The 23134-nt window shown below is 60.3% G+C and carries 23 protein-coding genes; 14 read left to right on the top strand and 9 right to left on the bottom strand.

Annotation, left to right across the window (positions count from 1 at the left end; genetic code table 11):
* Positions 1-5: 5 nt before the first annotated feature.
* From F8N85_RS15120 to F8N85_RS15110, 3 genes are all read right to left on the bottom strand, one after another.
* The gene (locus F8N85_RS15120) at positions 6-416 is read right to left on the bottom strand and encodes a translation initiation factor 2 (protein ID WP_150804367.1); all 411 of its coding nucleotides are present in this window, start codon (positions 414-416) and stop codon (positions 6-8) included.
* Between the two features lie 111 nt (positions 417-527).
* Positions 528-827: a YciI family protein gene (locus tag F8N85_RS15115; protein WP_150804366.1), complete on the bottom strand. Its 300-nt coding sequence runs from the start codon at positions 825-827 to the stop codon at positions 528-530.
* Between the two features lies 1 nt (position 828).
* A complete protein-coding gene (locus F8N85_RS15110) occupies positions 829-1425 on the bottom strand; it encodes a septation protein A (protein ID WP_150804365.1) in 597 nt (198 codons plus the stop codon).
* 87 nt (positions 1426-1512) lie between these two features.
* On the opposite strand from F8N85_RS15110, the gene F8N85_RS15105 reads away from it, so the two are divergent.
* From F8N85_RS15105 to arfB, 7 genes are all read left to right on the top strand, one after another.
* Positions 1513-2376: a PHP domain-containing protein gene (locus F8N85_RS15105; RefSeq protein WP_150804364.1), complete on the top strand. Its 864-nt coding sequence runs from the start codon at positions 1513-1515 to the stop codon at positions 2374-2376.
* 13 nt (positions 2377-2389) lie between these two features.
* The gene (locus tag F8N85_RS15100) at positions 2390-3019 is read left to right on the top strand and encodes an L-threonylcarbamoyladenylate synthase (RefSeq protein ID WP_150804363.1); all 630 of its coding nucleotides are present in this window, start codon (positions 2390-2392) and stop codon (positions 3017-3019) included.
* A 120-nt stretch (positions 3020-3139) separates the two neighbouring features.
* A complete protein-coding gene (locus F8N85_RS15095; RefSeq protein ID WP_191636188.1) occupies positions 3140-3838 on the top strand; it encodes a segregation and condensation protein A in 699 nt (232 codons plus the stop codon).
* A 12-nt stretch (positions 3839-3850) separates the two neighbouring features.
* Complete coding sequence (gene scpB / locus F8N85_RS15090; protein WP_150804361.1) at positions 3851-4849, top strand: SMC-Scp complex subunit ScpB; 999 nt, start codon at positions 3851-3853, stop codon at positions 4847-4849.
* A 294-nt stretch (positions 4850-5143) separates the two neighbouring features.
* Positions 5144-6412, top strand: a complete 1269-nt coding sequence (rluB, locus tag F8N85_RS15085) for a 23S rRNA pseudouridine(2605) synthase RluB (RefSeq protein ID WP_150804360.1) — start codon at positions 5144-5146, stop codon at positions 6410-6412.
* 949 nt (positions 6413-7361) lie between these two features.
* Positions 7362-8780, top strand: coding sequence for an amino acid permease (locus F8N85_RS15075; RefSeq protein WP_150804359.1), 1419 nt, complete (start codon positions 7362-7364; stop codon positions 8778-8780).
* A gap of 147 nt (positions 8781-8927) precedes the next feature.
* Positions 8928-9341, top strand: coding sequence for an alternative ribosome rescue aminoacyl-tRNA hydrolase ArfB (arfB, locus tag F8N85_RS15070; RefSeq protein ID WP_007938537.1), 414 nt, complete (start codon positions 8928-8930; stop codon positions 9339-9341).
* Here arfB and F8N85_RS15065 read toward each other — a convergent pair.
* The 6 genes from F8N85_RS15065 to phhA form a co-directional block, all read right to left on the bottom strand.
* On the bottom strand, positions 9338-10552 hold the full coding sequence (locus F8N85_RS15065) for an MFS transporter (RefSeq protein ID WP_150804358.1): 1215 nt from the start codon (positions 10550-10552) through the stop codon (positions 9338-9340). The genes arfB and F8N85_RS15065 overlap by 4 nt on opposite strands.
* A gap of 137 nt (positions 10553-10689) precedes the next feature.
* Positions 10690-10872: a hypothetical protein gene (locus F8N85_RS15060; RefSeq protein ID WP_150804357.1), complete on the bottom strand. Its 183-nt coding sequence runs from the start codon at positions 10870-10872 to the stop codon at positions 10690-10692.
* An 84-nt stretch (positions 10873-10956) separates the two neighbouring features.
* Positions 10957-11088, bottom strand: a complete 132-nt coding sequence (locus F8N85_RS35440) for a hypothetical protein (RefSeq protein ID WP_263596376.1) — start codon at positions 11086-11088, stop codon at positions 10957-10959.
* Positions 11089-11424: 336 nt separating this feature from the next.
* On the bottom strand, positions 11425-12618 hold the full coding sequence (locus tag F8N85_RS15055) for an amino acid aminotransferase (protein ID WP_150804356.1): 1194 nt from the start codon (positions 12616-12618) through the stop codon (positions 11425-11427).
* Positions 12618-12974, bottom strand: a complete 357-nt coding sequence (locus F8N85_RS15050; protein ID WP_150804355.1) for a 4a-hydroxytetrahydrobiopterin dehydratase — start codon at positions 12972-12974, stop codon at positions 12618-12620. Before F8N85_RS15050 ends, F8N85_RS15055 begins: the two co-directional genes overlap by 1 nt.
* 105 nt (positions 12975-13079) lie before the next feature.
* Positions 13080-13865, bottom strand: coding sequence for a phenylalanine 4-monooxygenase (gene phhA / locus F8N85_RS15045; protein ID WP_150804354.1), 786 nt, complete (start codon positions 13863-13865; stop codon positions 13080-13082).
* Positions 13866-14394: 529 nt separating this feature from the next.
* Here phhA and F8N85_RS15040 point away from each other — a divergent pair.
* The 7 genes from F8N85_RS15040 (at position 14395) to flgK (ending at position 23122) form a co-directional block, all read left to right on the top strand.
* On the top strand, positions 14395-15957 hold the full coding sequence (locus F8N85_RS15040) for a sigma-54-dependent transcriptional regulator (RefSeq protein ID WP_150804353.1): 1563 nt from the start codon (positions 14395-14397) through the stop codon (positions 15955-15957).
* A gap of 377 nt (positions 15958-16334) precedes the next feature.
* The gene (locus tag F8N85_RS15030) at positions 16335-17075 is read left to right on the top strand and encodes a flagellar basal body rod protein FlgF (RefSeq protein ID WP_150804352.1); all 741 of its coding nucleotides are present in this window, start codon (positions 16335-16337) and stop codon (positions 17073-17075) included.
* Between the two features lie 45 nt (positions 17076-17120).
* Positions 17121-17906 carry a flagellar basal-body rod protein FlgG gene (gene flgG, locus F8N85_RS15025; protein ID WP_150804351.1) on the top strand — a complete coding sequence of 262 codons (786 nt, stop codon included), beginning with the start codon at positions 17121-17123 and terminating at the stop codon, positions 17904-17906.
* A gap of 51 nt (positions 17907-17957) precedes the next feature.
* Complete coding sequence (gene flgH, locus F8N85_RS15020) at positions 17958-18653, top strand: flagellar basal body L-ring protein FlgH (RefSeq protein ID WP_150804350.1); 696 nt, start codon at positions 17958-17960, stop codon at positions 18651-18653.
* A gap of 9 nt (positions 18654-18662) precedes the next feature.
* The gene (locus F8N85_RS15015) at positions 18663-19769 is read left to right on the top strand and encodes a flagellar basal body P-ring protein FlgI (RefSeq protein WP_150804349.1); all 1107 of its coding nucleotides are present in this window, start codon (positions 18663-18665) and stop codon (positions 19767-19769) included.
* 10 nt (positions 19770-19779) lie between these two features.
* Positions 19780-21060, top strand: coding sequence for a flagellar assembly peptidoglycan hydrolase FlgJ (gene flgJ, locus F8N85_RS15010; RefSeq protein WP_150804348.1), 1281 nt, complete (start codon positions 19780-19782; stop codon positions 21058-21060).
* Positions 21061-21070: 10 nt separating this feature from the next.
* A complete protein-coding gene (flgK, locus tag F8N85_RS15005) occupies positions 21071-23122 on the top strand; it encodes a flagellar hook-associated protein FlgK (RefSeq protein WP_150804347.1) in 2052 nt (683 codons plus the stop codon).
* The last annotated feature ends 12 nt before the right edge of the window (positions 23123-23134 follow it).

Raw genomic sequence — 23134 nt, 5'->3', positions numbered from 1 at the left:
CTCACTCAATTTAGCCATTGCCGACGTCGTCTACGTCCGCCACTGGCGAAGATACCGCAGAGCAGGGCCAATAGCGCTACCGCGGCACCGATGACGAACCACTGCTGCTGATCAGTCAGCAGGCGCGGTGCGGGGCTTGCCAATGCCTCCTTGAGTTGCAGCTTGAGGCGCTGGTTCTCTTGGCGCAGGGCGGTCAAGCGGGCGCTTTCACGTTCGCTATCGGCATTTTGCAAGTGTTTGTTCAGCTCATCACGCAGCCGCTCGCTTTCTTTCAAGCGTTGCTGCAACTCGGTGATCTGGCTACCGGCGCTCAGGGACAGGGGCGTGGAATTGCCCAAGTCAGAACGCTCTTCGGCATGGGCCGCAGCCCCGATCGATAACATGACCAACAGCAGACACAACGGACCTTGGCGCATCGGAACTCCTGATTCCAATCGAGTGTTGGGCAGGTTGTCGGCCGTTAAACGAGAATAATGAGCGATTGAGAGCGCGATGAACCAACAAGGTTCACCGCGACGGGGGACATTTTACGGCAGGACTTGCTTGAACGGCTTGACCGAGACGTTGGCGTAGACGCCCGCAGCGATGTACGGGTCGGCATCGGCCCAGGCTTGCGCGGCCGTCAGCGAGTCGAATTCGGCGACGATCAGGCTGCCGGTAAAACCCGCGGCGCCGGGGTCATTGCTATCGACGGCAGGGTGCGGGCCGGCAAGCACCACGCGACCTTCAGCCTTGAGCTGTTGCAGCCGCTCCAGGTGCGCCGGGCGTGCCGCCAGACGGTTTTCCAGGGAATTGGCGACGTCTGTAGCAATGATTGCGTAAAGCATGTCAGTCCTCGGTTTTTGGCGTAGTGGTTTCGGTGTCGTGAATATGGCGGGACAGGTAGATGCCCTGGGCGATCAGGAACAGCACCGTCATGCCCAGGCTGCCGAAGACTTTGAAGTCGACCCAGTAGCTCTGGAAGGTAAAGGCCACGAACAGGTTGGCGCCGCCGCAGAACAGGAAGAAACCGATCCAGGCAATATTCAGACGGGTCCAGACCGGCTCCGGCAGCGTCAGCGCATGGCCCATGATGCGTTTGATCAGCAGGCGGTCACCGATGAAGTGGCTGCCGGCAAAGGCCAGGGCGAATAGCCAGTTGACTACCGGGGCCTTCCACTTGAGGAAGGTTTCGCTGTGGAAGGCCAGGGTCAGGCTGCCGAAGACCAGGCAGGCGATCAGGGTCAGCCACTGGCTTTTTTCCAGCTTGCGCTGGGAAAAGAACAGCGCGCCGTAAACCACCAGGGAGCTGATGATCAGCATCGCCGTGGCGCTGTAAATGCCGCCTACAGTCAGTTGGTGACCGGCGATGTCGACGACCCTTGGATCGATCTTGAAGACGATGAAGAACAGGAGCAGCGGGATGAAGTCGATGAATTGTTTCACAGTGGCAGCCAGAAGCAGGATGTGTCGGCATAATAACAAACATCCTTGGTTGCGAAAGCGCCAGCTGAATTGAGGTTACAGAGTCCTGTGAATGTTGATTTGCACTGCCATAGCACGGCCTCCGATGGCGCCCTGGCGCCTGCGGTACTGGTTGCGCGTGCGTTCGAGAGAGGCGTGCGAGTCCTGGCCTTGACCGATCATGACACCCTCGAAGGCCTGGATGAGGCCCGTAGCGCGGCGGTTGCACTGGGCATGCAACTGATCAACGGTGTCGAATTGTCCTGCACCTGGGGCGGGGCGACCATTCATGTATTGGGCTATGGTTTCGACGTCAACGCCCCGGCGCTGGTCGAGGCCATCGACAAATTGCACCACGGCCGCTGGCTGCGGTCCGAAGAAATAAGCCGCAAGCTGGAGCTCAAGGGCATGCCCGGTGCGCTCGAAGGTGCCCGGGCGATTCAGCAGGAACTGGGCGACAGCGGCAATGCCCCGGCCCGTCCGCACTTTGCCGACTATCTGGTGCGCGCCGGTTTCGTCAAGGACCGCGCCGAAGCCTTCCGCAAATGGCTGGGCGCCGGCAAGCTGGGGGATGTCAAGCAGCATTGGCCAACCCTTGAAGAAACTGTCGAAACCCTGCGTGCAGCGGGTGCCTGGGTCAGTCTGGCGCACCCTTGGCACTATGATTTCACTCGCAGCAAACGTCGCCGCCTGATTGCCGACTATATTCAAGCAGGTGGCCATGCGATTGAGGTGGTCAACGGCCATCAGCCCGCCGAGCAAGTGGGCAGCCTGGCTATTCTTGCTCGTGAGTTCGGTCTGCTGGTCAGCGCCGGCAGTGATTTTCATGGACCTGGAGGCTGGTCCGAGATTGGCGAATACCGCCCGATCCCGGAAGATCTGCCGCCGCTTTGGTGTCGGTTCAAACATGACCCAGTTATTGCCGCCGTCTGAACAGGTAGAGAATGTGAGTCAATTTTTCCAGATTCATCCGGAAAACCCGCAAGCGCGCCTGATAAAACAGGCCGTCGAGATCATCAGGTCCGGTGGAGTGGTGATCTATCCAACCGACTCTTCCTACGCCATTGGCTGCCAGATCGGTGACAAGAACGCCATTGAGCGTGTCCGTCGCTTGCGGCAACTGGACGACAAACACAACTTCGCGCTGATTTGCAGCGACCTTTCGCAGCTGGGGCTGTTCGCCAAGATCGATACCGGTACCTTTCGCCTGCTCAAGGCCCACCTGCCAGGGCCCTACACCTTTATTCTCAATGCCACCCGCGAAGTGCCGCGGCTGTTGCTGCACCCCAAGAAACGCACGATCGGCCTGCGGGTGCCGAGCCACCCGATAGCCCTGGCGTTGCTGGAAGAACTGGGCGAACCGCTGATGAGCGTGACGCTGATCATGCCCGGCGAGACCGAGCCGATGAGCGACCCCTACGAGATGCGCCAGTTGCTGGAACATCAGGTCGACCTGATCATCGACGGTGGCTTCGGCGGTATCAAAGCTTCCACGGTGATCAATCTGGCCGACGGCGAACCGGAAGTGATCCGCGTCGGCTGTGGCGACCCGACACCGTTTACGGTCGAAGCCTGAATGTCCGTTGTCGAATCCGTGGATAGCCAGGCTGGGGCGCAGCAGGAACTGCCGTTCGCCATGGTCTATGGCCAGGCGGTCATGGAAATGCCGCTGGACCTGTACATTCCGCCGGATGCGCTGGAGGTTTTTCTCGAAGCCTTCGAAGGTCCGCTCGACTTGCTGCTGTACCTGATCCGCAAACAGAACATCAATATTCTCGACATCCCGGTGGCGGAAATCACCCGCCAGTACATGGGCTATGTCGAGTTGATGCAATCGGTGCGCCTGGAACTGGCCGCCGAGTACCTGGTGATGGCGGCGATGCTCGCCGAGATCAAATCGCGGATGCTGTTGCCGCGCGCCGCCGAGATCGAAGCCGAAGAAGACGACCCGCGAGCCGAACTGATCCGCCGCCTGCAGCAGTACGAACGATTCAAGGCCGCCGCCGAAGGTATCGACGGCCTGAGTCGGGTAGGGCGCGACGTGGTGGTGCCCAAGCTCGATGCGCCAGAAGCCCGGGCGCGTAAGCTATTGCCGGACGTGAGCCTGGAAGAATTGCTGATGTCCATGGCCGAGGTTCTGCACCGTGGCGATATGTTCGAAAGCCATCAGGTCAGTCGCGAGGCGTTATCCACCCGCGAGCGCATGAGCGATGTGCTGGAACGGCTCAAGGGCGGTGGCTTCGTGCCTTTTGTCGAGCTGTTCACCGCCGAAGAAGGGCGCCTGGGTGTAGTCGTGACCTTTATGGCGATCCTCGAGCTGGTCAAGGAATCCTTGGTCGAGCTGGTGCAGAATGAGTCTTTTGCAGCTATCCATGTGCGGGCGCGAGCCGAATAACGAGCTGAAACAATGAACCTGACTGAACCCCGCGAGCTGGCGCCATTGCTCGAAGCTTTTCTGTTGGCCTCGGGAAAGCCGCAATCGCTGGAGCGCCTGTTCGAGCTCTTCGAAGAAGGCGAGCGGCCCGAACCGCCGGTCTTCAAGAAGGCCCTGGCGATTCTGGCCAAATCCTGCGACGGCCGGGCCTTTGAGCTCAAGGAAGTCGCCTCCGGCTATCGCCTGCAGATCCGCGAAAAGTTTTCACCCTGGGTGGGGCGCTTGTGGGAAGAGCGGCCGCAGCGTTATTCCCGGGCCATGCTGGAAACCATGGCCTTGATCGCCTATCGTCAACCGATTACCCGGGGCGAGATCGAGGATGTACGTGGGGTGGCGGTCAACACCCATATCGTCAAAACCCTGCTCGAGCGCGAGTGGATCCGTATCGTCGGTTACCGCGACGTGCCGGGTAAGCCGGCGATGTTCGCCACCACCAAAGCATTCCTCGATCACTTCAACCTGAAGAACCTCGACGACCTGCCGCCACTGGCCGAGCTGCGTGAGCTGGAACCCGATCCGGTGCTCGACTTCGACGACGCGCCCGTGCCGCAAAGCCTGCAAGCCCTGGCCGACGCCAGCGCCGAACCGGAAGAACCGAAGGACGAAACCAGTTTCCATACCTTGCTGCTGGAGCTGGACTCGATGGAAGAGGGCCTCAAGACCGACTTCGACGATTTGCTGCGGGATGGGGCGGTGAGCGAAACCGAAGAGGGGCTGGTTCAACCCGAGCCCGAGGTTGAGGTTGAAGTTGAAGTTGAGGTTGAAGCTGAGGTTGAGGTCGAATTTCAGGTCGAGGCCGAAATCGAACAGCCGCAGGAAGACGACCTCATAGGCGTGGCCCAAGCCCGGGAAAAACTCCTGGCCGCCGTCGCGGCACTGGAGCGGCACAAGCCCCAGCTGAGCGACGAAGAAGCCGAAGCCCAAGCCCTGGCCGAAGCGATCGAGAACGAAAGAAGAATGTCGGAGGATTGAAGGCCGCCAAAAGATCGCAGCCTGCGGCAGCTCCTACGCCGACCGTGTACACCCGCAATTACCGGGTGTACACCAATCCTCCCGTAGGAGCTGCCGATAGGCTGCGATCTTTTGATCCTGGGGCGCCACCGGTCGGCGGAAAAACAAATAAGCCACGGCTTATCAACTAGTCTCTGATGCGCGAACGCCCTCATGAGCGTATGATTCGCGACCCTTGAGCGATCCCTTCGCCCAGGTACCCAGCTTTCAACTCTTCAGGCCAGGCCTGAACAGACCACACCGGGAGGTGCCCAGATGAGTGTTAAAGACCAGAAAGACAGCCAGGAAATCGGCCCCGCAGGCGAAAAACTGCAGAAAGTCCTCGCCCGTATCGGCGTCGGCTCGCGCCGCGACGTAGAAGCCTGGATCAGCCATGGCCGCATCAAGGTCAACGGCAAAGATGCCACCCTTGGCCTGCGCGTCGACCTGCACGACGCCATCACCATCGATGGCAAGGTGATCAAGCGCGAAGAAGCCGCCGAGTCGGTACGCCGCGTGATCATGTACAACAAGCCCGACGGTGAAATCTGCACCCGTGACGACCCGGAAGGCCGTCCGACCGTGTTCGATAAAATGCCGCGCCCGAAAGAAGGCCGCTGGATCAACATCGGCCGCCTGGACATCAACACCACCGGTCTGCTGATGTTCACCACTGACGGTGAGCTGGCCAACCGCTTGATGCACCCTTCCTACGAGATGGACCGTGAATACGCGGTACGTGTACGTGGCGAAGTCGACGACGAGATGATTGAGCGTCTGAAAGCCGGCGTCGTCCTCGAAGACGGCCCGGCCAAGTTCACCGACATCAAGCAAGCACCGGGTGGCGAAGGTTTCAACCACTGGTACCACTGCGTGGTGATGGAAGGCCGTAACCGTGAAGTGCGTCGTTTGTGGGAATCCCAAGGTCTGGTGGTCAGCCGTCTGAAGCGCGTGCGTTTCGGTCCGGTGTTCCTCAACTCTGACCTGCCGATGGGTCGCTGGCGCGAAATGAGCCAGTACGAAGTCGACATTCTCAGTGCTGAAGTGGGTTTGACTCCGGTGGCGATGCCGCAGCTGAACGCGAAGAGCAAAGACAAGCTCGAGCGTATGCAGCGTAAATCGTCGCGCCCGGTTGGCAAGACCGAGCGCGTGCGGACCCTGCGTCCAGCTGCCGGCGCACCGGCCGCCGGGCCGCGTCCAGTCCGTGAGCCGCACATCGAAGGCGAGCGCCCGGCGCGCAAGCCAGCGGAACCGCGTCAGGATGGTGTACGTGGTCCACGCACTCCGCGTCCGGCTACCGGTCGCGGTGCTCCAACCGGCGGTCGTAGCGATCGTGGCGCGCCAGCAGGCGGTCGCAGCGATTCCAGTCGCGGTACGCCAGTGGCAGAACGCCCGGCCGATACCAAGCGCCCAGCCAAGCCAGCGCCGAAGTCCAAGCGTCCGGGCATCGTCCTGGTTGACAAGGATGCGCCATCGGGCAAACGCCGTGGCGCACCGGCCGGTTCGGGCCAGCGTCCAGGCTTTGGCCGTCGCAAGCCGGAGTAAGCGGTAAGCTGCAAACAAGAACGCCAACCCTAGGGTTGGCGTTTTTTTTACTCTTCATATCACCCTGCAGATTTGCGGTGCTCCTGCCTCCGCTTTCGCGAGCAAGCTCGCTCCCACATTGGATCTTCGGTGTGTTCGCAATTTTGCGATCAACACAGGCCCACTGTGGGAGCGAGCTTGCTCGCGATAGCGCCAGTGGCAACAACCCATCCCTGCGCCGATCTGCAGCGGAAATTTGGTGTTCCGCACCGTAACGAAATATTTACGAATATCCCGAATTTCACCCATGGAATCGATGGATCTTGGGCGCCGTAAGGAAAACCTTCCGAATTCAGCCCGAAATCACTGGCCACAAGGCTCTACCCCGGTTGTTTCCCATCGCTGGTGAGGGTGTTATGCGCCCCATGCCTGTCGTGCAGGTCATAACAAGAAGGAGGCGCAATGTACGCCATGATCCATTCCTACCGACTCTCCCCAAGCGATGATTCCCCCATCGTCGCCACTGACGGCCCACAGCGGTTCGTCCAGTTTATTGCCGCCGTCCGCGACCCTCGAGACGGCCCCGTGCCATCCCGGCAACCGACGCGCTGATCAGGCAGTGTCTGGCAGCAGCGGGTTACGGGTGTACAATGCGCGGCGTTTTAACTGTGACTCAACTGCGTATCCGCGCATTTTGCGCCTGTCGGCTGTCATGACTCGTTTGCTCCCAGCACGCCGTTTGATCGCCAAAGGCCAATAAACTCAAGGCTATCCGCCTTGTTCACTCCGCCACGTCACAAGCGTGTCGGGTTCGATTTCGTCACAGATAAAAACAAACAGGTGACGCATGACGGTTAACAAAACGCTGAACTCCTGGTGCCTGCGCTGGGGTTTGATCCCCGCTGCTTAATCTCGTACCCAAGCAGCAACGTCCAACGAACATCATCAAACCTTGCGTGAGACCCTTTTAATGAGTGGACAAAACTCGCATTCCGGTACGCTTCAACGCGGCCTGAAGAATCGCCATATTCAACTGATTGCCCTCGGTGGCGCGATCGGTACCGGGTTGTTTCTCGGTTCTGCCGGCGTGCTGAAATCGGCCGGCCCGTCGATGATCCTCGGCTACGCGATCTGCGGCTTCATCGCTTTCATGATCATGCGCCAACTGGGCGAAATGATCGTGGAAGAGCCGGTGGCTGGCTCGTTCAGCCACTTCGCACACAAATACTGGGGTGGTTTTGCCGGCTTCCTGTCAGGCTGGAACTGCTGGATCCTGTACATCCTGGTGGGCATGTCGGAGCTGACTGCGGTCGGCAAGTACATCCATTACTGGGCACCGGACATCCCGACCTGGGTATCGGCAGCCGGGTTCTTCGTACTGATCAACCTGATCAACCTGGCCAACGTCAAAGTCTTTGGCGAGGCCGAGTTCTGGTTCGCGATCATCAAGGTCGTGGCCATCGTCGGCATGATCGCCCTGGGCAGCTACCTGCTGGTCAGCGGCAACGGCGGGCCACAGGCCTCGGTGACCAACCTGTGGCAACACGGTGGTTTCTTCCCCAATGGCGTCAGTGGTCTGGTGATGGCCATGGCGATCATCATGTTCTCCTTCGGTGGCCTGGAAATGCTCGGTTTCACCGCAGCCGAGGCTGACCAGCCGAAGACCGTGATCCCTAAAGCCATCAACCAGGTGATCTACCGGATCCTGATTTTCTACATCGGTGCACTGGTGGTGCTGTTGTCCCTGACGCCATGGGACAGCTTGCTGGCCAGTCTGAACGCCTCTGGCGATGCGTATAGCGGCAGCCCGTTCGTTCAGGTGTTCTCGATGCTCGGCAGCGACACCGCGGCGCACATCCTCAACTTCGTGGTCCTGACCGCGGCACTGTCGGTGTACAACAGCGGCACTTACTGCAACAGCCGCATGCTGCTGGGCATGGCCGAGCAGGGTGATGCACCGAAGGCGCTGGCGAAAATCGACAAGCGTGGCGTGCCGGTGCGTTCGATTCTGGCGTCGGCCGCGGTGACCCTGGTCGCCGTGCTGCTCAACTACTGGATCCCGCAACATGCGCTGGAACTGCTGATGTCGTTGGTGGTTGCGACCCTGGTAATCAACTGGGCGATGATCAGCTTCTCGCACTTCAAGTTCCGTCAGCACATGAACCGTACCCGGCAGACGCCATTGTTCAAGGCCCTGTGGTACCCGTACGGCAACTACGTCTGCCTGGCGTTCGTGGTGTTCATCCTTGGCGTCATGCTGCTGATCCCGGGCATCCAGGTCTCGGTCTACGCGATCCCGGTGTGGGTGGCGTTCATGTGGGTCTGCTACGGCATCAAGAACAAGCGCAGTGCGCAACAGGCGTTGATGGCGGCTGGTGCAGTGAAGTAAAGCGTTACCTGAAAACAACAAACCCGGCCCAGTGCCGGGTTTGTTGTTTATGGGTTTCAGTGAGCTTGCACCGAACCCACAATGGTCCGCATTCCCCTTCAGGCTATTCGGGTATCCTGATGAACCCCAAACGCGGAACGCTTTTCCATGCTGGTGATTTCCAACAATGTGCATCTGCCGGATGCCGAGATCGAGTTGACCGCCATTCGCGCCCAGGGCGCCGGTGGGCAGAACGTCAACAAGGTTTCCAGTGCCGTGCACCTGCGCTTCGACATTCCGGCCTCGTCGTTGCCCGAGTTCTACAAGGAACGGCTGCTGGCGCTGCGCGACAGTCGCATCACCAGCGAAGGGGTGTTGATCATCAAGGCCCAGCAATACCGGACCCAGGAGCAGAACCGCGCCGATGCGCTGGAGCGCCTGACCGAGTTGATCCTCAGCGCCACCAAGGTCGAAAAGAAACGCCGCCCGACCAAGCCGACCCTCGGTTCAAAGAAGCGTCGGCTCGAATCGAAGACCAAGCGCGGCAGCATCAAGGCCGGACGTGGCAAGGTCGATTTCTAGCGCGCGTCCCTTTCTTCGCGGTACTTTTCATTAAGGTGCTTCGGCGCCTGCCGGTACAAGTAAACGCTCAGCACCAAACCGCTCAACGCGGCGAGCGCGGCGAACAGGAAGATCGAGGCAAAACCAAAGCCGGCCGCAACCGCGCCCGCCAATGGGCCGGTAATCCCCAGCGACAAATCGATAAACACTGAATAGGCACCGACCGCCGCACCACGGCTGGAGGCCGGTACCAGGTTGACCGCTTCCACACCCAGCGCCGGGAACACCAGCGAGAAGCCGAAACCAGTCAATGCCGCGCCAGCCAATGCCCAATGAGCATCCGGTGCCAGCCACAACAACAATAGCCCCAGTGTTTCCACCGCCAGGCAAGCAATCGCCACCCGAAATCCACCGAGGCGGTTGATCAGGTTGCCGAACAGCAGCCGCGCGCCGATGAAACTCGCGCCGAACAGGCTCAGGCACAGCACCGCGTTGTCCCAGTGTTGCGTGGCGTAATACAGGGTGATGAAGGTGGCGATGGTGCCGAAACCGATAGAGCCCAACGCCAGGCCGCAACCGTGGGGCAGCACCCGACCCAGCACATGCATGAACGGCAAACGTTCACCGACGACAATCGGCGCGGCGGTTTTCGGCCAGGCCAGTGCCAGACCCAAAGCGGCCAGCAGCAGAATACTCACGCCCATGCTCCACAGGCCCAATTGATTGACCAGCAGCACCCCCAGCGGGGCGCCGATGGCCAATGCGCCGTAACTGGCGATGCCGTTCCAGGAGATGACCTTGGCGGTGTTCGCCGCGCCGACCCGGCCGATGCCCCAGCCGATCGAACCGGAACCCACCAGGCTTTCCGCGCTACCGAGCACCAGGCGGCCGATCAACAGGCTGATCAGGCTCAACATCGGCAAACTCTGTGTCCAGGCCGAAATCAGCATGAACACGCCGCTCAAGCCGCAACCGGCGAGGCCGTACATGACCGCCAGTTTGCTGCCCTTGTTGTCGATGAGTTTCCCGGCATAAGGACGGCTGAGCGGGGTGGCGAGGTATTGCACGCTGATCACCAGGCCGGCGATCACCGCGCCAAAACCCAGGTTGCTGTGGACGTAGCCCGGCAGCACGGCCAAGGGGATGCCGATGTTCAGGTAGCCGATGAAGGTGAAAAGTACGATGGAAACCACTTGCAGCGTGACCGCCATGGGGCGCTGGGTATCTGGCATGGGGGAGAGGTCCACTGGCGCGGCAGGATAGATAGGCTGCTTATGATACCGGTGGTTGTGGCGATGCAGGGCGGGGAAATGAAAAACTATCGCGCCGACCCGAAATTGCGGTGGCGAATGGATTCAAGGAAGGAAAATCAGGATTTGCCGGGAGCCAGCAATTGCGTGGTGACCAGAGCGGCCAGGGCATTTTCCTGATTGCCGAAACGGGCCAGCAGGGCGGCTTGTTTCTCCGGGCTGAGGCGATTCCAGACCTCGATCATCTTTTCAGCGGTGCCGATCAGCACGCTGGCTTGAGTTTCGCTGAAGTTGTCGGTCATGGCTCGGTTCTCGAGGGGGGCTGGCGTTCAGGCTGTGTGGAAAGCGCATCATTTAGCGCTTTCCACACGGTCTGGATCGCTCACTCAGTCTTCGCTATCGGCCTTGAGGCGTTCAACTGAATCGTTCGGCTCGGGCTGTTGAGCACCGGCTTGTTGCGTGGTTGTCTGCTCAGTCTCGTGCAGGCTTGGGAAGGGGAGATTAGGTATCTCATGCATCGTCGTCGCTCCTCGCAAGGTCTGTTTTTATATCGCTGGTTAATCCGCGATGTTAAAAAAGCTTGTAGAGGATACAGCACTGGAAATGGCAAAAAGACTTTTAAATCCGATTGTTGCGACGGGCGGGGTTGTCTATACAAGCGGGGAAGGGATGAAATTAATGGGATTTCATTGCATTCCCCGTAGCAGCTGCCGAAGGCTGCGTCCGGCCGCGTAGCGGTCGTAAATCCTGCATCCACGATCATTCTGGAACACCGCAGCGTTTGGTTTTACGACTGCTTCGCAGCCGAACGCAGCCTTCGGCAGCTGCTACGGACCGCGTTTTGGCTCGATGGGTTATGCACACACCTCGGCAATCGCCTCGGCCAGCAAATCCAGGCGTGTCGCGTCGATGCCGGCGACGTTCGCCCGGCCGCTGCTGACCATGTACACGCTATGGTTTTCCCGCAGGCGCTGCACCTGGGTCGGTGTCAGGCCGGTGTAGGAGAACATTCCGCGTTGAACACCGATGTGCGCGAAACGCTCGCCGAGACCGTGGGGCCCAAGGGCTTCCACCAGGCCTGAGCGCAATTGCGCGATGCGCAGGCGCATGGCTTCGACTTCATCGGCCCAGAGGTTTTTCAGCTCTGGATCGCCAAGGATGGTCGCGACCACGGCTGCGCCGTGATCCGGCGGAGTCGACCACAGATTACGGGCAACAAACGCCAGTTGGCTGCGGATATCCAGCAGCTTCTCGGCATCCGCCGCGCAAACGATCAGCGCGCCGGTACGATCGCAGTACAGGCCGAAGTTTTTCGAGCAGGAACTGGTGATCAGCAATTCAGGCAATGCTTCTGCGAACAGTCGTACTGCCCAGGCATCCTGTTCCAGACCGTCGCCGAAGCCCTGGTAGGCGAAGTCGATCAACGGCAGCAATTCGCGACTGCGGACGATCTCCAGCACCCGACGCCAGTCGTCATGGGACAGGTCGAACCCGGTAGGGTTATGGCAGCAAGCGTGCAGCAGCACCACGTCGCCCTTGGGCACCTGGTTCAAGGTCGCCAGCATCCCTTCGATGTCGAGGCGGTTATCGCTGCCGACATAGGGGTAGTGGCTGACCTTGAGGCCGGCCGCGGCGTAGATGGTTTCGTGAATCGGCCAGGTCGGATTGCTCAACCAGATACCGCGGCCGGGCAGGCAGCGGGCAATGAAGTCGGCGCTCAGGCGCAATGCGCCGGTGCCGCCCGGGGTCTGGGTGGCGCCGACCCGTTGCTCGGCGATCAGCTTGGAGTCCGCGCCCAGCACCAGATCATTGATGCCCTTGCCGAACGCCACGTTGCCGTGGCCACCGATGTAAGTCTTGGTGGTTTGCTGCTCGACCAGCCGTTGTTCGGCCAGTTTCACTGCCTGAAGAATCGGCGTCAGGCCCTGGGCGTCTTTGTAGACGCCAACGCCGAGGTCGAATTTGCGCGGGTTCGAATCCAGCGCATAGGCCTCCATCAGGCCGAGAATCGGGTCGCCGGGCACTCGGCCGATGGCATCGAAATGCATTATTTGCGGCCCTCGGCGTCCTTGGCCACTTCGTCAGTGCGTGCGGCCATGATGAAGTCGTTGCGGTGCAGGCCTTTGATCGAGTGGCTCCACCAGGTCACGGTGACTTTGCCCCACTCGGTGAGCAGGCCTGGGTGGTGACCTTCGGCTTCGGAGATTTCACCGACGGCGTTGGTGAAGGCCAGGGCGTGCTTGAAGTTCTTGAACAGGAAAACTTTTTCCAGCTGCATCACGCGGTCGCGAACTTCGATGTTCCAGTCAGGGATCTGCTTGATCAGTACCGGCAGTTCTTCGTCGCTGACTTGTGGAGCATCGGCGTGGCAGGCTTCGCAATGGGCTTGGTTCAATGTGGACATGATGTATTCCTGAAATCGAGTGTTTGGAAAAACGGTCGTCAGTAAGGCCACGCTAAAGCAAAGCGTTGGCCCGTAACAGACTCACCTGATGCCAAAAGGCGCGGGTCACGCTGCTTTTGGCGGAAACTTGGGAGTGCGTAAGCCCAGCTGCATACCTTGCTTGACCATGCCCATGATGTCTTCGTGAGCCAGATCGAACAGGCGCTTGAGGTTCGGCAGGACAAAGTACAGCGGTTGCAGGATGTCGATGCGATACGGCGTGCGCATGCATTCCAGCGGATCGAACGGCTGGTGTTCCGGCTCATCCGACAGGCTGTACACGGTTTCCTTGGGCGAGGACAGGATGCCGCCGCCGTAGATGCGTTGGCCTTGCGGGGTGTCGACCAGGCCGAACTCGATGGTCATCCAGTACAGCCGCGCCAGATAGACCCGCTCCTCTTTGGAGGCTTGCAGGCCAAGCTTGCCGTAGGTATGGGTGAATTCGGCGAACCAGGGGTTGGTCAGCAGCGGACAGTGGCCGAAGATCTCGTGGAAAATGTCCGGTTCTTGCAGGTAATCAAGCTCTTCGCGGGTACGAATAAAGGTCGCCACCGGAAACTGCTTGTTCGCCAGCAATTCGAAAAAGGTCTGGAAGGGGATCAGCGCCGGCACCCGGGCAACTTGCCAGCCGGTAGTGGCGGCCAGCACCTCGTTGATTTCGCCAAGTTGCGGAATGCGATCGTGAGGCAGGCCGAGTTTTTCGATGCCGTCCAGGTACTCCTGGCACGCACGACCCTCGAGCACTTTCAGTTGTCGAGTGATCAGCGTGTTCCACACCGCATGTTCTTCTGCGGGATAGTCGATAAAACCTTGCGCATCGGGCTCGCGAGCCACGTAGTGCGTCTGCTTCATGCTGCTCTCCTGCTAGGGGATACATTCTTGTTATGGTTCAACTTATGTCCATATAGATAGCGCAGAGAAGAGCCAGTTGCAGCACCTCGGTTGAAGAGTGAGTAGGAATTTTCCCTGCTTTTTGTAAAGTTTTCGTTACGTAATGGCCTCGATCCCCTGTGTATTGAGATCTGACGGTTTGAAAAGGCTTGAAACTGTCACATAATCTTGACGATTAACTGAGCCCGACTGCAAAAAAATGGCGGGCTTTGACCCAATGCCGGTCAGTTAATGGAAATCTAAAGCCTGGCGCGCACTTGTGGCGAGGGGGCTTGCCCCCGTTCGGCTGCGCAGCAGTCGTAAAGTCGACAAGCGCGGTGTGCCTGAAACAATACGTTTGCAGGTTTTAGGGCCGCTGCGCAGCCCAGCGGGGGCAAGCCCCCTCGCCACAGGTTTTGCGTTCGACGCGCCGTTTCTTTAACAGGCAGGCATTGGGTTTTACCTGCGCAAGCGGGGTTCTCGACCTTCCAATAAAATCCCAGGCCTTTTTATGCGTATCAAAGTCCACTGCCAGAACCGTATCGGTATCCTGCGCGACATTCTCAATCTACTGGTGGAGTACGGGATCAACGTTGCCCGCGGTGAAGTCGGCGGTGAGCATGGCAATGCGATCTACCTGCATTGCCCGAACCTGATCAACATTCAGTTCCAGGCGCTGCGCGCGAAGTTCGAGGCGATTAACGGTGTGTTCGGCGTTAAGCGCGTTGGGCTGATGCCCAGCGAGCGTCGGCATATGGAGCTCAACGCCTTGCTCGGTGCGCTGGAGTTTCCGGTGTTATCCATCGACATGGGCGGCTCGATCGTTGCGGCCAACCGTGCCGCCGCCCAGTTGCTCGGGGTGCGGGTCGATGAGGTGCCGGGAATTCCGCTGTCGCGCTATGCCGAAGACTTTGATTTGCCGGAGCTGGTTCGCGCCAACAAATCGCGGATCAATGGCTTGCGGGTCAAGGTCAAGGGCGATGTGTTTCTGGCTGATATCGCGCCGCTGCAATCGGAGCATGACGACAGCGAGGCCATGGCTGGTGCGGTGCTGACGTTGCACCGGGCGGATCGGGTCGGCGAGCGTATCTATAATGTGCGCAAGCAGGAACTGCGCGGTTTCGACAGCATCTTCCAGAGCTCCAAGGTCATGGCCGCGGTGGTTCGCGAAGCCCGGCGCATGGCACCGCTGGATGCGCCGCTGCTCATCGAGGGCGAGACCGGCACCGGCAAGGAGTTGCTGGCGCGCGCCTGCCACCTGGCCAGCCCGCGAGGGCAGTCGCCGTTGATGGCGCTCAACTGCGCCGGGTTGCCCGAGTCGATGGCCGAGACCGAGTTGTTCGGTTATGGCCCCGGTGCATTCGAGGGCGCGCGGGCTGAAGGCAAGCTCGGTCTGCTGGAGCTGACGGCTGGAGGCACGCTGTTCCTCGATGGGGTAGGGGAGATGAGCCCGCGCTTGCAGGTCAAATTGCTGCGCTTTCTGCAGGATGGTTGTTTCCGCCGGGTCGGCAGTGACGAAGAGGTCTATCTGGATGTACGGGTGATCTGCGCGACCCAGGTCGATCTGTCGGAGCTGTGTGCTCGCGGCGAATTTCGTCAGGACCTTTACCATCGGCTCAATGTGTTGTCGTTGCATATCCCTCCGTTGCGCGAATGCCTCGATGGTTTGACGCCGTTGGTGGAGCACTTCCTCGATCAGGCCAGCCGGCAGATCGGTTGCCCCTTGCCGAAACTGGCGCCGGCGGCGATGGATCGACTCCGGCATTACCACTGGCCTGGCAACGTTCGGCAGCTGGAGAACGTGTTGTTTCAGGCGGTTTCGTTGTGTGAGGGCGGGACGGTCAAGGCCGAGCATATTCGTTTGCCGGATTATGGCGTGCGCCAACCGCTTGGCGATTTTTCCCTTGAGGGCGGGCTGGACGCGATTGTCGGGCGTTTCGAGAAGGCCGTATTGGAACGGCTGTATTCCGAGCACCCGAGCAGCCGACAACTGGGCAAACGGCTCGGGGTGTCCCATACCACCATTGCCAACAAGTTGCGTGAGTATGAGGTGGGAAAAGACCCAGGGGCATAACCCTGTGGCAATGAGGTTTTGTGGCGAGGGGGCTTGCCCCCGTTCGGCCGCGAAGCGGTCGTAAAACCATCCAATGCGTTTTACCTGAAAAAATGCGGTGGCAGATTTTAGGGCTGCTTCGCACCCCAGCGGGGGCAAGCCCCCTCGCCACAGGTTTTTGTGGCGACTGTACTTATGTATCCAGGTCGGTATTTGCCACCAACCGGCATATCTCCGCCGGTTTTTCGTCTCCCTCACAATCCATAAATGCCCTCTGATTCCCCCAGACCCTTTGTTTGCCTGCCCTCAAGCCGCCAGAAAATAGTTGGTGCAGTTATTGCTTGAGGCTCAGCAGTACAGCGGTGGGCGGCAAACGTCCGGCAGACAGAGGAAAGACTGTGGACAAGTACCTTTACGTGGCAATGACCGGCGCCAGCCAGAATGCACTGGCGCAAAAGGCGCATGCCAACAACCTGGCGAACATCTCCACCAACGGTTTTCAGCGCGACCTGGAGCAGGCGCGGTCGATGCCGGTGTTTGGTGACAGCTTTCCGGCGCGGGCGTTTGCCCTGTCCGAGCGTCCGGCCACCGATTTCACTGCCGGCGCGCTGGTGGAAACCGGGCGCGACCTCGATGTGGCGGTCAGTGGCAACGGCTGGATTGCCGTGCAAACCCCCGACGGCGGTGAAGGTTATGTGCGCACCGGCAGCCTGAATGTCGATGCCCTGGGCGTGCTGCGGGCCGGCAACGGTATGCCGGTCATGGGCAACGGCGGGCCGATTGCCGTGCCGCCTGAACAGAAAATCGAAGTCGGTCAGGACGGCACCATCAGCATCAGGGCGATGGGCGAAGGCCCGCGAGTGATGGCGCAAGTCGACCGCATCAAGCTGGTCAACCCGGACCTGAAGAACATGGTCAAGGGCCTGGACGGTTCGATCCACACCAAGGACGGCCAGCCGGCAGATGCCGATGCCAATGTGCAACTGGTGTCCGGCTTCCTCGAGTCGAGCAACGTCAATGCCGTCGAAGAAATGACCTCGGTGCTGGCGCTGGCCAAGCAGTTCGAGCTGCACATCAAGATGATGAACACCGCCAAAGAAGACGACCAGGCCATGGCTCGGGTCTTGCAGATCAGCTAATTATCAGAACGTAGCGCCGTAAAACAGGCGCGCGAGGAGAATCGAATGCTTCCGGCTCTATGGGTTGCCAAAACAGGTCTGTCCGCCCAGGACACCAACCTGACGACTATTTCCAACAACCTGGCGAACGTCTCGACCACGGGTTTCAAACGTGACCGTGCCGAGTTCCAGGACCTGCTGTACCAGATCAAACGCCAGCCTGGTGCCCAGTCGACCCAGGACAGCGAGTTGCCATCGGGCCTGCAAGTGGGTACCGGTGTGCGCATCGTCGGCACCCAGAAGAACTTCACCGCCGGCAGCCTGCAAACCACCGAGCAGCCGCTGGACATGGCCATCAATGGTCGCGGGTTCTTCCAGGTCCTGCAGCCGGACGGCACCACGTCCTTTACCCGCGACGGTACCTTCCACCTGGACTCCAATGGCCAGATCGTCACGGCCAACGGCTTCGCGCTGGAGCCGGCGATCGTCGTGCCGAACGATGCACAGACCTTCACGGTCGGCCAGGACGGCACGGTTTCGATCACCATCGCCGGTAACCCGGCTCCGCAAGTGATCGGCAACCTGCAGACGGCCGACTTCATCAACCCGGCTGGCCTGCAAGCGGCCGGTGGCAATATGTTCCTGGAAACCGCTGCCAGCGGCGCGCCGCAAATCGGCACTCCGGGCTTGAACGGTTTTGGCCTGACGCTGCAAAACACCCTGGAAACCTCCAACGTCAGCACCGTGGAAGAGATGGTCAACATGATCACCACTCAGCGCGCCTACGAGATGAACTCCAAGGTGATCTCCACCGCCGACCAGATGCTCTCGTTCGTAACGCAGAATCTGTAATCAAGTCTATGGGGCGGCCTGAGGTCGCCTGCAACACCGTGAGGTAGGGTCATGAATCGGTTTGTTTCTGTTCTTGCACTGAGTGGGATCGCTGTGCTCGCGGGGTGTGTCGCCCCGCCGCCGAAGCCGAATGACCCTTACTACGCGCCAGTGTTGCCGCGTACCCCGTTGCCGGCGGCGGCGAACAACGGCTCGATCTATCAGGCCGGCTTCGAACAGAACCTGTACGGCGACCGCAAGGCGTTCCGGGTCGGTGACATCATCACCATCACCCTGAACGAGAGGACCCAGGCGAGCAAAAACGCCAACTCGCAAATCGACAAGAACAGCAAGACCGATATCGGCCTGAGCTCGTTTTTCGGTGGCGGCCTGAGTACCAATGACCCGGTTGGGAGTGGCAACCTGAGCCTGGATGTCGGTTACAGCGGTGACCGGGCGACCAAGGGTGACAGCAAGGCCGGGCAGGGCAACAGCCTGACCGGTTCGATCACCGTGACCGTCGCCGACGTCTTGCCCAACGGCATCATTTCCGTGCGCGGCGAGAAGTGGATGACCCTCAATACCGGTGACGAGCTGGTACGGATTGCCGGCCTGGTGCGCGCCGATGATATTTCCACGGATAACACCGTGCCTTCGACCCGGATCGCCGACGCGCGCATCACCTATTCGGGCACCGGTTCGTTCGCCGATGCGAGTCAGCCAGGCTGGTTCGACCGTTTCTTCCTCAGCCCGCTGTTCCCTTTCTAGGTGGCTACCTTGAACTTCAAACAGCTGGTCGCTGCCGTCATTCTGTTATCCACAGCCCTCGGCGCTCACGCCGAACGGCTGAAGGACATCGCCAGTATCTCGGGCGTACGCTCCAACCAATTGATCGGCTATGGCCTGGTCGTCGGGCTTAACGGCACGGGCGACCAGACCACGCAGACCCCGTTCACCCTGCAGACCTTCAACAACATGCTCTCGCAGTTCGGCATCAAGGTGCCGGCCGGCTCGGGCAATGTGCAGTTGAAGAACGTCGCGGCGGTATCGATCAGCGCCGATTTACCGGCGTTCGCCAAGCCGGGGCAGACGGTGGATATCACCGTGTCCTCCATCGGTAATTCCAAGAGCCTGCGCGGCGGCACCTTGCTGCTGACGCCACTTAAAGGTATCGATGGCAACGTCTACGCCATCGCCCAGGGCAACCTGGTGGTCGGCGGTTTCGACGCCGAAGGCCGTGACGGATCGAAGATCACCGTCAACGTGCCGTCGGCCGGGCGGATCCCCGGTGGCGCCTCTGTCGAGCGTGCGGTACCGAGTGGTTTCAACCAGGGCAACAGCCTGACCCTCAACCTCAACCGTTCGGACTTCACCACGGCCAAGCGCATCGTCGACAAGATCAATGACCTGCTCGGTCCAGGCGTGGCTCAGGCCATCGACGGCGGTTCGATTCGAGTGACGGCGCCGCTCGATCCGAGCCAGCGCGTCGACTACCTGTCGATCCTCGAAAACCTCGAAGTCGATCCAGGCCAGGCGGTGGCCAAGGTTATTATCAACTCGCGCACCGGCACCATCGTGATCGGCCAGAACGTCAAGGTTTCGCCGGCCGCTGTGACCCACGGCAGCCTGACGGTGACCATTACCGAGGACCCGATCGTCAGCCAGCCGGGGCCGCTGTCCAATGGCCAGACCGCCGTTGTGCCGCGTTCGCGGGTCAACGCCGAGCAAGAGGCCAAGCCGATGTTCAGGTTCGGCCCTGGTACCACCCTGGACGAAATCGTTCGTGCGGTGAATCAGGTCGGCGCCGCGCCGGGTGACTTGATGGCCATCCTCGAAGCCTTGAAACAGGCCGGCGCCTTGCAAGCCGACCTGATCGTGATTTGAGGTGGCAGCCATGGATATCCAGAAAAGTGGTCGAGTCAGCAGCGGCGATTCGGGTTCCTATTCCGACCTCAACCGGCTTAACCAGCTCAAGGTCGGTGACAAGGACAGCGATGGCAACATGCGCAAGGTGGCGCAGGAGTTCGAGTCGCTGTTCCTCAACGAAATGCTCAAGTCCATGCGCTCGGCCACCGATGCGCTGGGCCAGGACAATCCACTCAATACCCCCGCGGCCAAGCAGTACCAGGAAATGTACGACCAGCAACTGGCGGTTTCCATGTCCCGCGAGGGCGGCGGTATCGGTCTGGCGGATGTACTGCTGCGGCAGATGTCGAAAACCAAATCGGCCCATGTGGCGACCGGCTCGACCCTGACCGCCGCTGAAGACGCGGCCAAGGCGCCGGTCGCCACGCCGATTGCTGCCGGGACCACTGGCACCAACGGCTCCTTGAGTCGTCTCAACGGTGAACGTCCCTTGTGGGCATCGCGCTCGGGCAGCTCGCCACAACCGGTTGCCGAAGGTGCGAGCCATGACGTCAGGATGCTGCTCAATCAGCGACGCCTGGCATTACCACCCAAGCTCGCCGACCGTTTGTTGACAGGGATCGTGCCTTCGGCGACCAGCGCCGCCGTCGCCGGCACTCACAATGCGTTGCCAGCCCGCACCACGGCCGCTGCCGATGCAGTCATCAAGGGCGATTGGCAGTCCGCGCGAAGCTTTGCCGCCCCTCAAGGGCAGATGCAGGTTTACGGTCGGGCCATGGCCCAGCCGCCGTTGGCGCCAGCGAAAAAAGCCTTCGGTTCGGCAGACGAATTCGTCGCCACCATGCTGCCCATGGCGCAGCAGGCGGCTGACCGGATCGGCGTCGATCCACGCTACCTGGTGGCCCAGGCCGCACTGGAAACCGGCTGGGGTAAATCGGTCATGCGCCAGCAGGACGGCACCAGCAGCCACAACCTGTTTGGCATCAAGGCCAGCGAAAGCTGGAAGGGCGCTCAGGCGCGGGCGATCACCAGCGAGTTCAGGAATGGCGAGATGGTCAAGGAAACGGCCGAGTTCCGTTCCTACGATTCTTATCAAGACAGCTTCAATGACCTGGTGACCTTGCTGCAAAGCAACAATCGTTATCAAGAAGTGCTGAAGTCGGCCGATAACCCGGAACAGTTTGTGCGCGAGTTGCAGAAGGCCGGTTATGCCACCGACCCGGACTACGCCAGCAAGATTTCACAGATAGCCAAACAAATGAAGAGCTACCAGAACTACGCTGCGGCGAGCTCCTCCACGACTTTATAAGGTCTGAACCATGAGTTTGATCAATATCGGGATGTCGGGGCTCAATGCGAGCCAGTCAGGCTTGGCGACCGTTGGTAATAACATTGCCAACGCCAACACCGCGGGTTACTCACGCCAGCATAACGTTCAGACCAGCGCAGGCTCGCAACAGTACGGCAATGTTTTTATCGGCAGCGGCACAACCCTGGCGGATGTGCGCCGGATCTACAACTCCTACCTTGATAGCCAGTTGCAGACCACCACTGCGTTGAGCGGTGATGCCAAGGCTTACCTGGAGCAGATCGGCACCGTCGACAAATTGCTGTCGGATAAATCCACCGGTATCACCACGGCCCTGAGCAGTTTTTTTGCGGCGCTGCAAACCTCGGCAGCCACACCGGATAACGTCTCTTCCCGGCAATTGCTGCTGACCAGCGCCGAGACCCTGAGCAACAGGTTCAACTCGATCTCCTCGCAGTTGAATCAGCAAAATGAAGGCATCAACAGCCAGCTCGGCACCTTGACCAGTCAGGTCAACCAGTTGACCACGTCCATTGCGGCGCTGAACCTGCAGATCTCCCAGTCGAGCACCGGCGGCAGTGGCCCGGCCAACCTGCTGGATGCCCGTAATGAAGCGGTGCGTTCGTTGAACGAGTTGGTCGGGGTCAAGGTTCACGAGCGCGATGGCAGCTACGATATTTCCCTGGGCACCGGTCAGTCCCTGGTGCTGGGCAGCACGGCCAATACCTTGATCGCCACGCCGTCCAATAGCGACAAGAATCAGTACAACATCTCCATTAACTACGGCCAGACCAGCACCGACGTGACCTCGGTCATCACCGGCGGCAAGATCGGCGGTCTGGTCCGCTATCGCGATGACGTGCTGGCGCCCGCCATGAACGACCTGGGGCGCACCGCGCTGGTGGTCTCCGGGGCGATCAACACTCAGTTGGGCCAGGGCCTGGACGCTAACGGTGAGTTCGGCACGTCGCTGTTCAACAACATCAACAGTGCCATTGCCATCAGCCAACGCAGCCAGGGCGCGTCGAACAACAGCCCCGGCTCCGGCAACCTGAATGTCACCATCAATGACACGAGTAAGCTGTCGATCCACGACTACAAGGTGACCTTCAGCACCCCGCCGAACCTTTACAGCGTCACCCGTTCCGACGGTCTGGCCATGGGTTCCTTCGACCTCAACTCGGCAACCCCGCCGGTGATCGACGGTTTCACCCTGGCCCTGGACGGTACCGGCCCGGTTATCCCTGGTGACAGCTTCAAGGTGTCGCCGACCCGCTCCGGCGCGGTGGACATGAGCACCCAGCTGACCGACGCCAACAAGCTCGGCTTCGCCGGACCGCTGGTGGCCAGCAGTACCGGCAACGATGGCACCGGGATCATGGCTCCGCCGTCGCTGACGGTGCCGCTGGATATCAGTGGCGGTGCCGCGCTGGCGCAGATGCAGAGCGGTATCGAGCACGGCATGCCGGTGAAGATCTCCTTTGGCAAGCCAGACCCGCTGACCGGCACCCAGGCTTACACGGTGACCGACTCCAAGGGCAACCCCATGGGCGGCGGCAGCATCATCCCGGGTCAGAAAAACGAACTGACCATTAATGTGCGGATGCGCGATGCCACCGGCGCGCCGGTCCTCGATGGCCTTGGCCAGCCGAAAACGTTCGCCTTCAACACCGCAGTCAGCGGCGCGCCCGCCGAGGGCGACAGCTTCGACGTCAAGTTCAATGCCTTGGGCAAGTCGGACAACCGCAACGCCAACGCCATGCTGGAATTGCAGAACAAGCCAACGGTCGGCATGACGGGCGGCAACTCCGGGTTCAGCATCACCAGCTCCTACAGTCGCCTGGTGGAACAGGTAGGTGGCCAGGCGGCCAAGGCGCGGGTCGATGACACAGCCAACAGCGCCATCCTCACCGGCGCCAAGGCCGCGCGAAACTCGGTGTCCGGGGTCAACCTGGAAGACGAAGCCTCGGATTTGCTCAAGTTCCAGCAGTACTACACCGCGTCGTCGCAGATCATCAAGGCCGCGCAAGAAACCTTCAGCACGCTGATCAACAGTCTTTAAGGGAGTCGTCGA

Origin of the sequence: Pseudomonas fluorescens (genome assembly GCF_902497875.1) — a bacterium.
Lineage (GTDB): Bacteria > Pseudomonadota > Gammaproteobacteria > Pseudomonadales > Pseudomonadaceae > Aquipseudomonas > Aquipseudomonas fluorescens_BR.
Note: the sequence above shows the minus strand (reverse complement) of the source record. Positions and strands in the feature narration are given on the sequence as shown.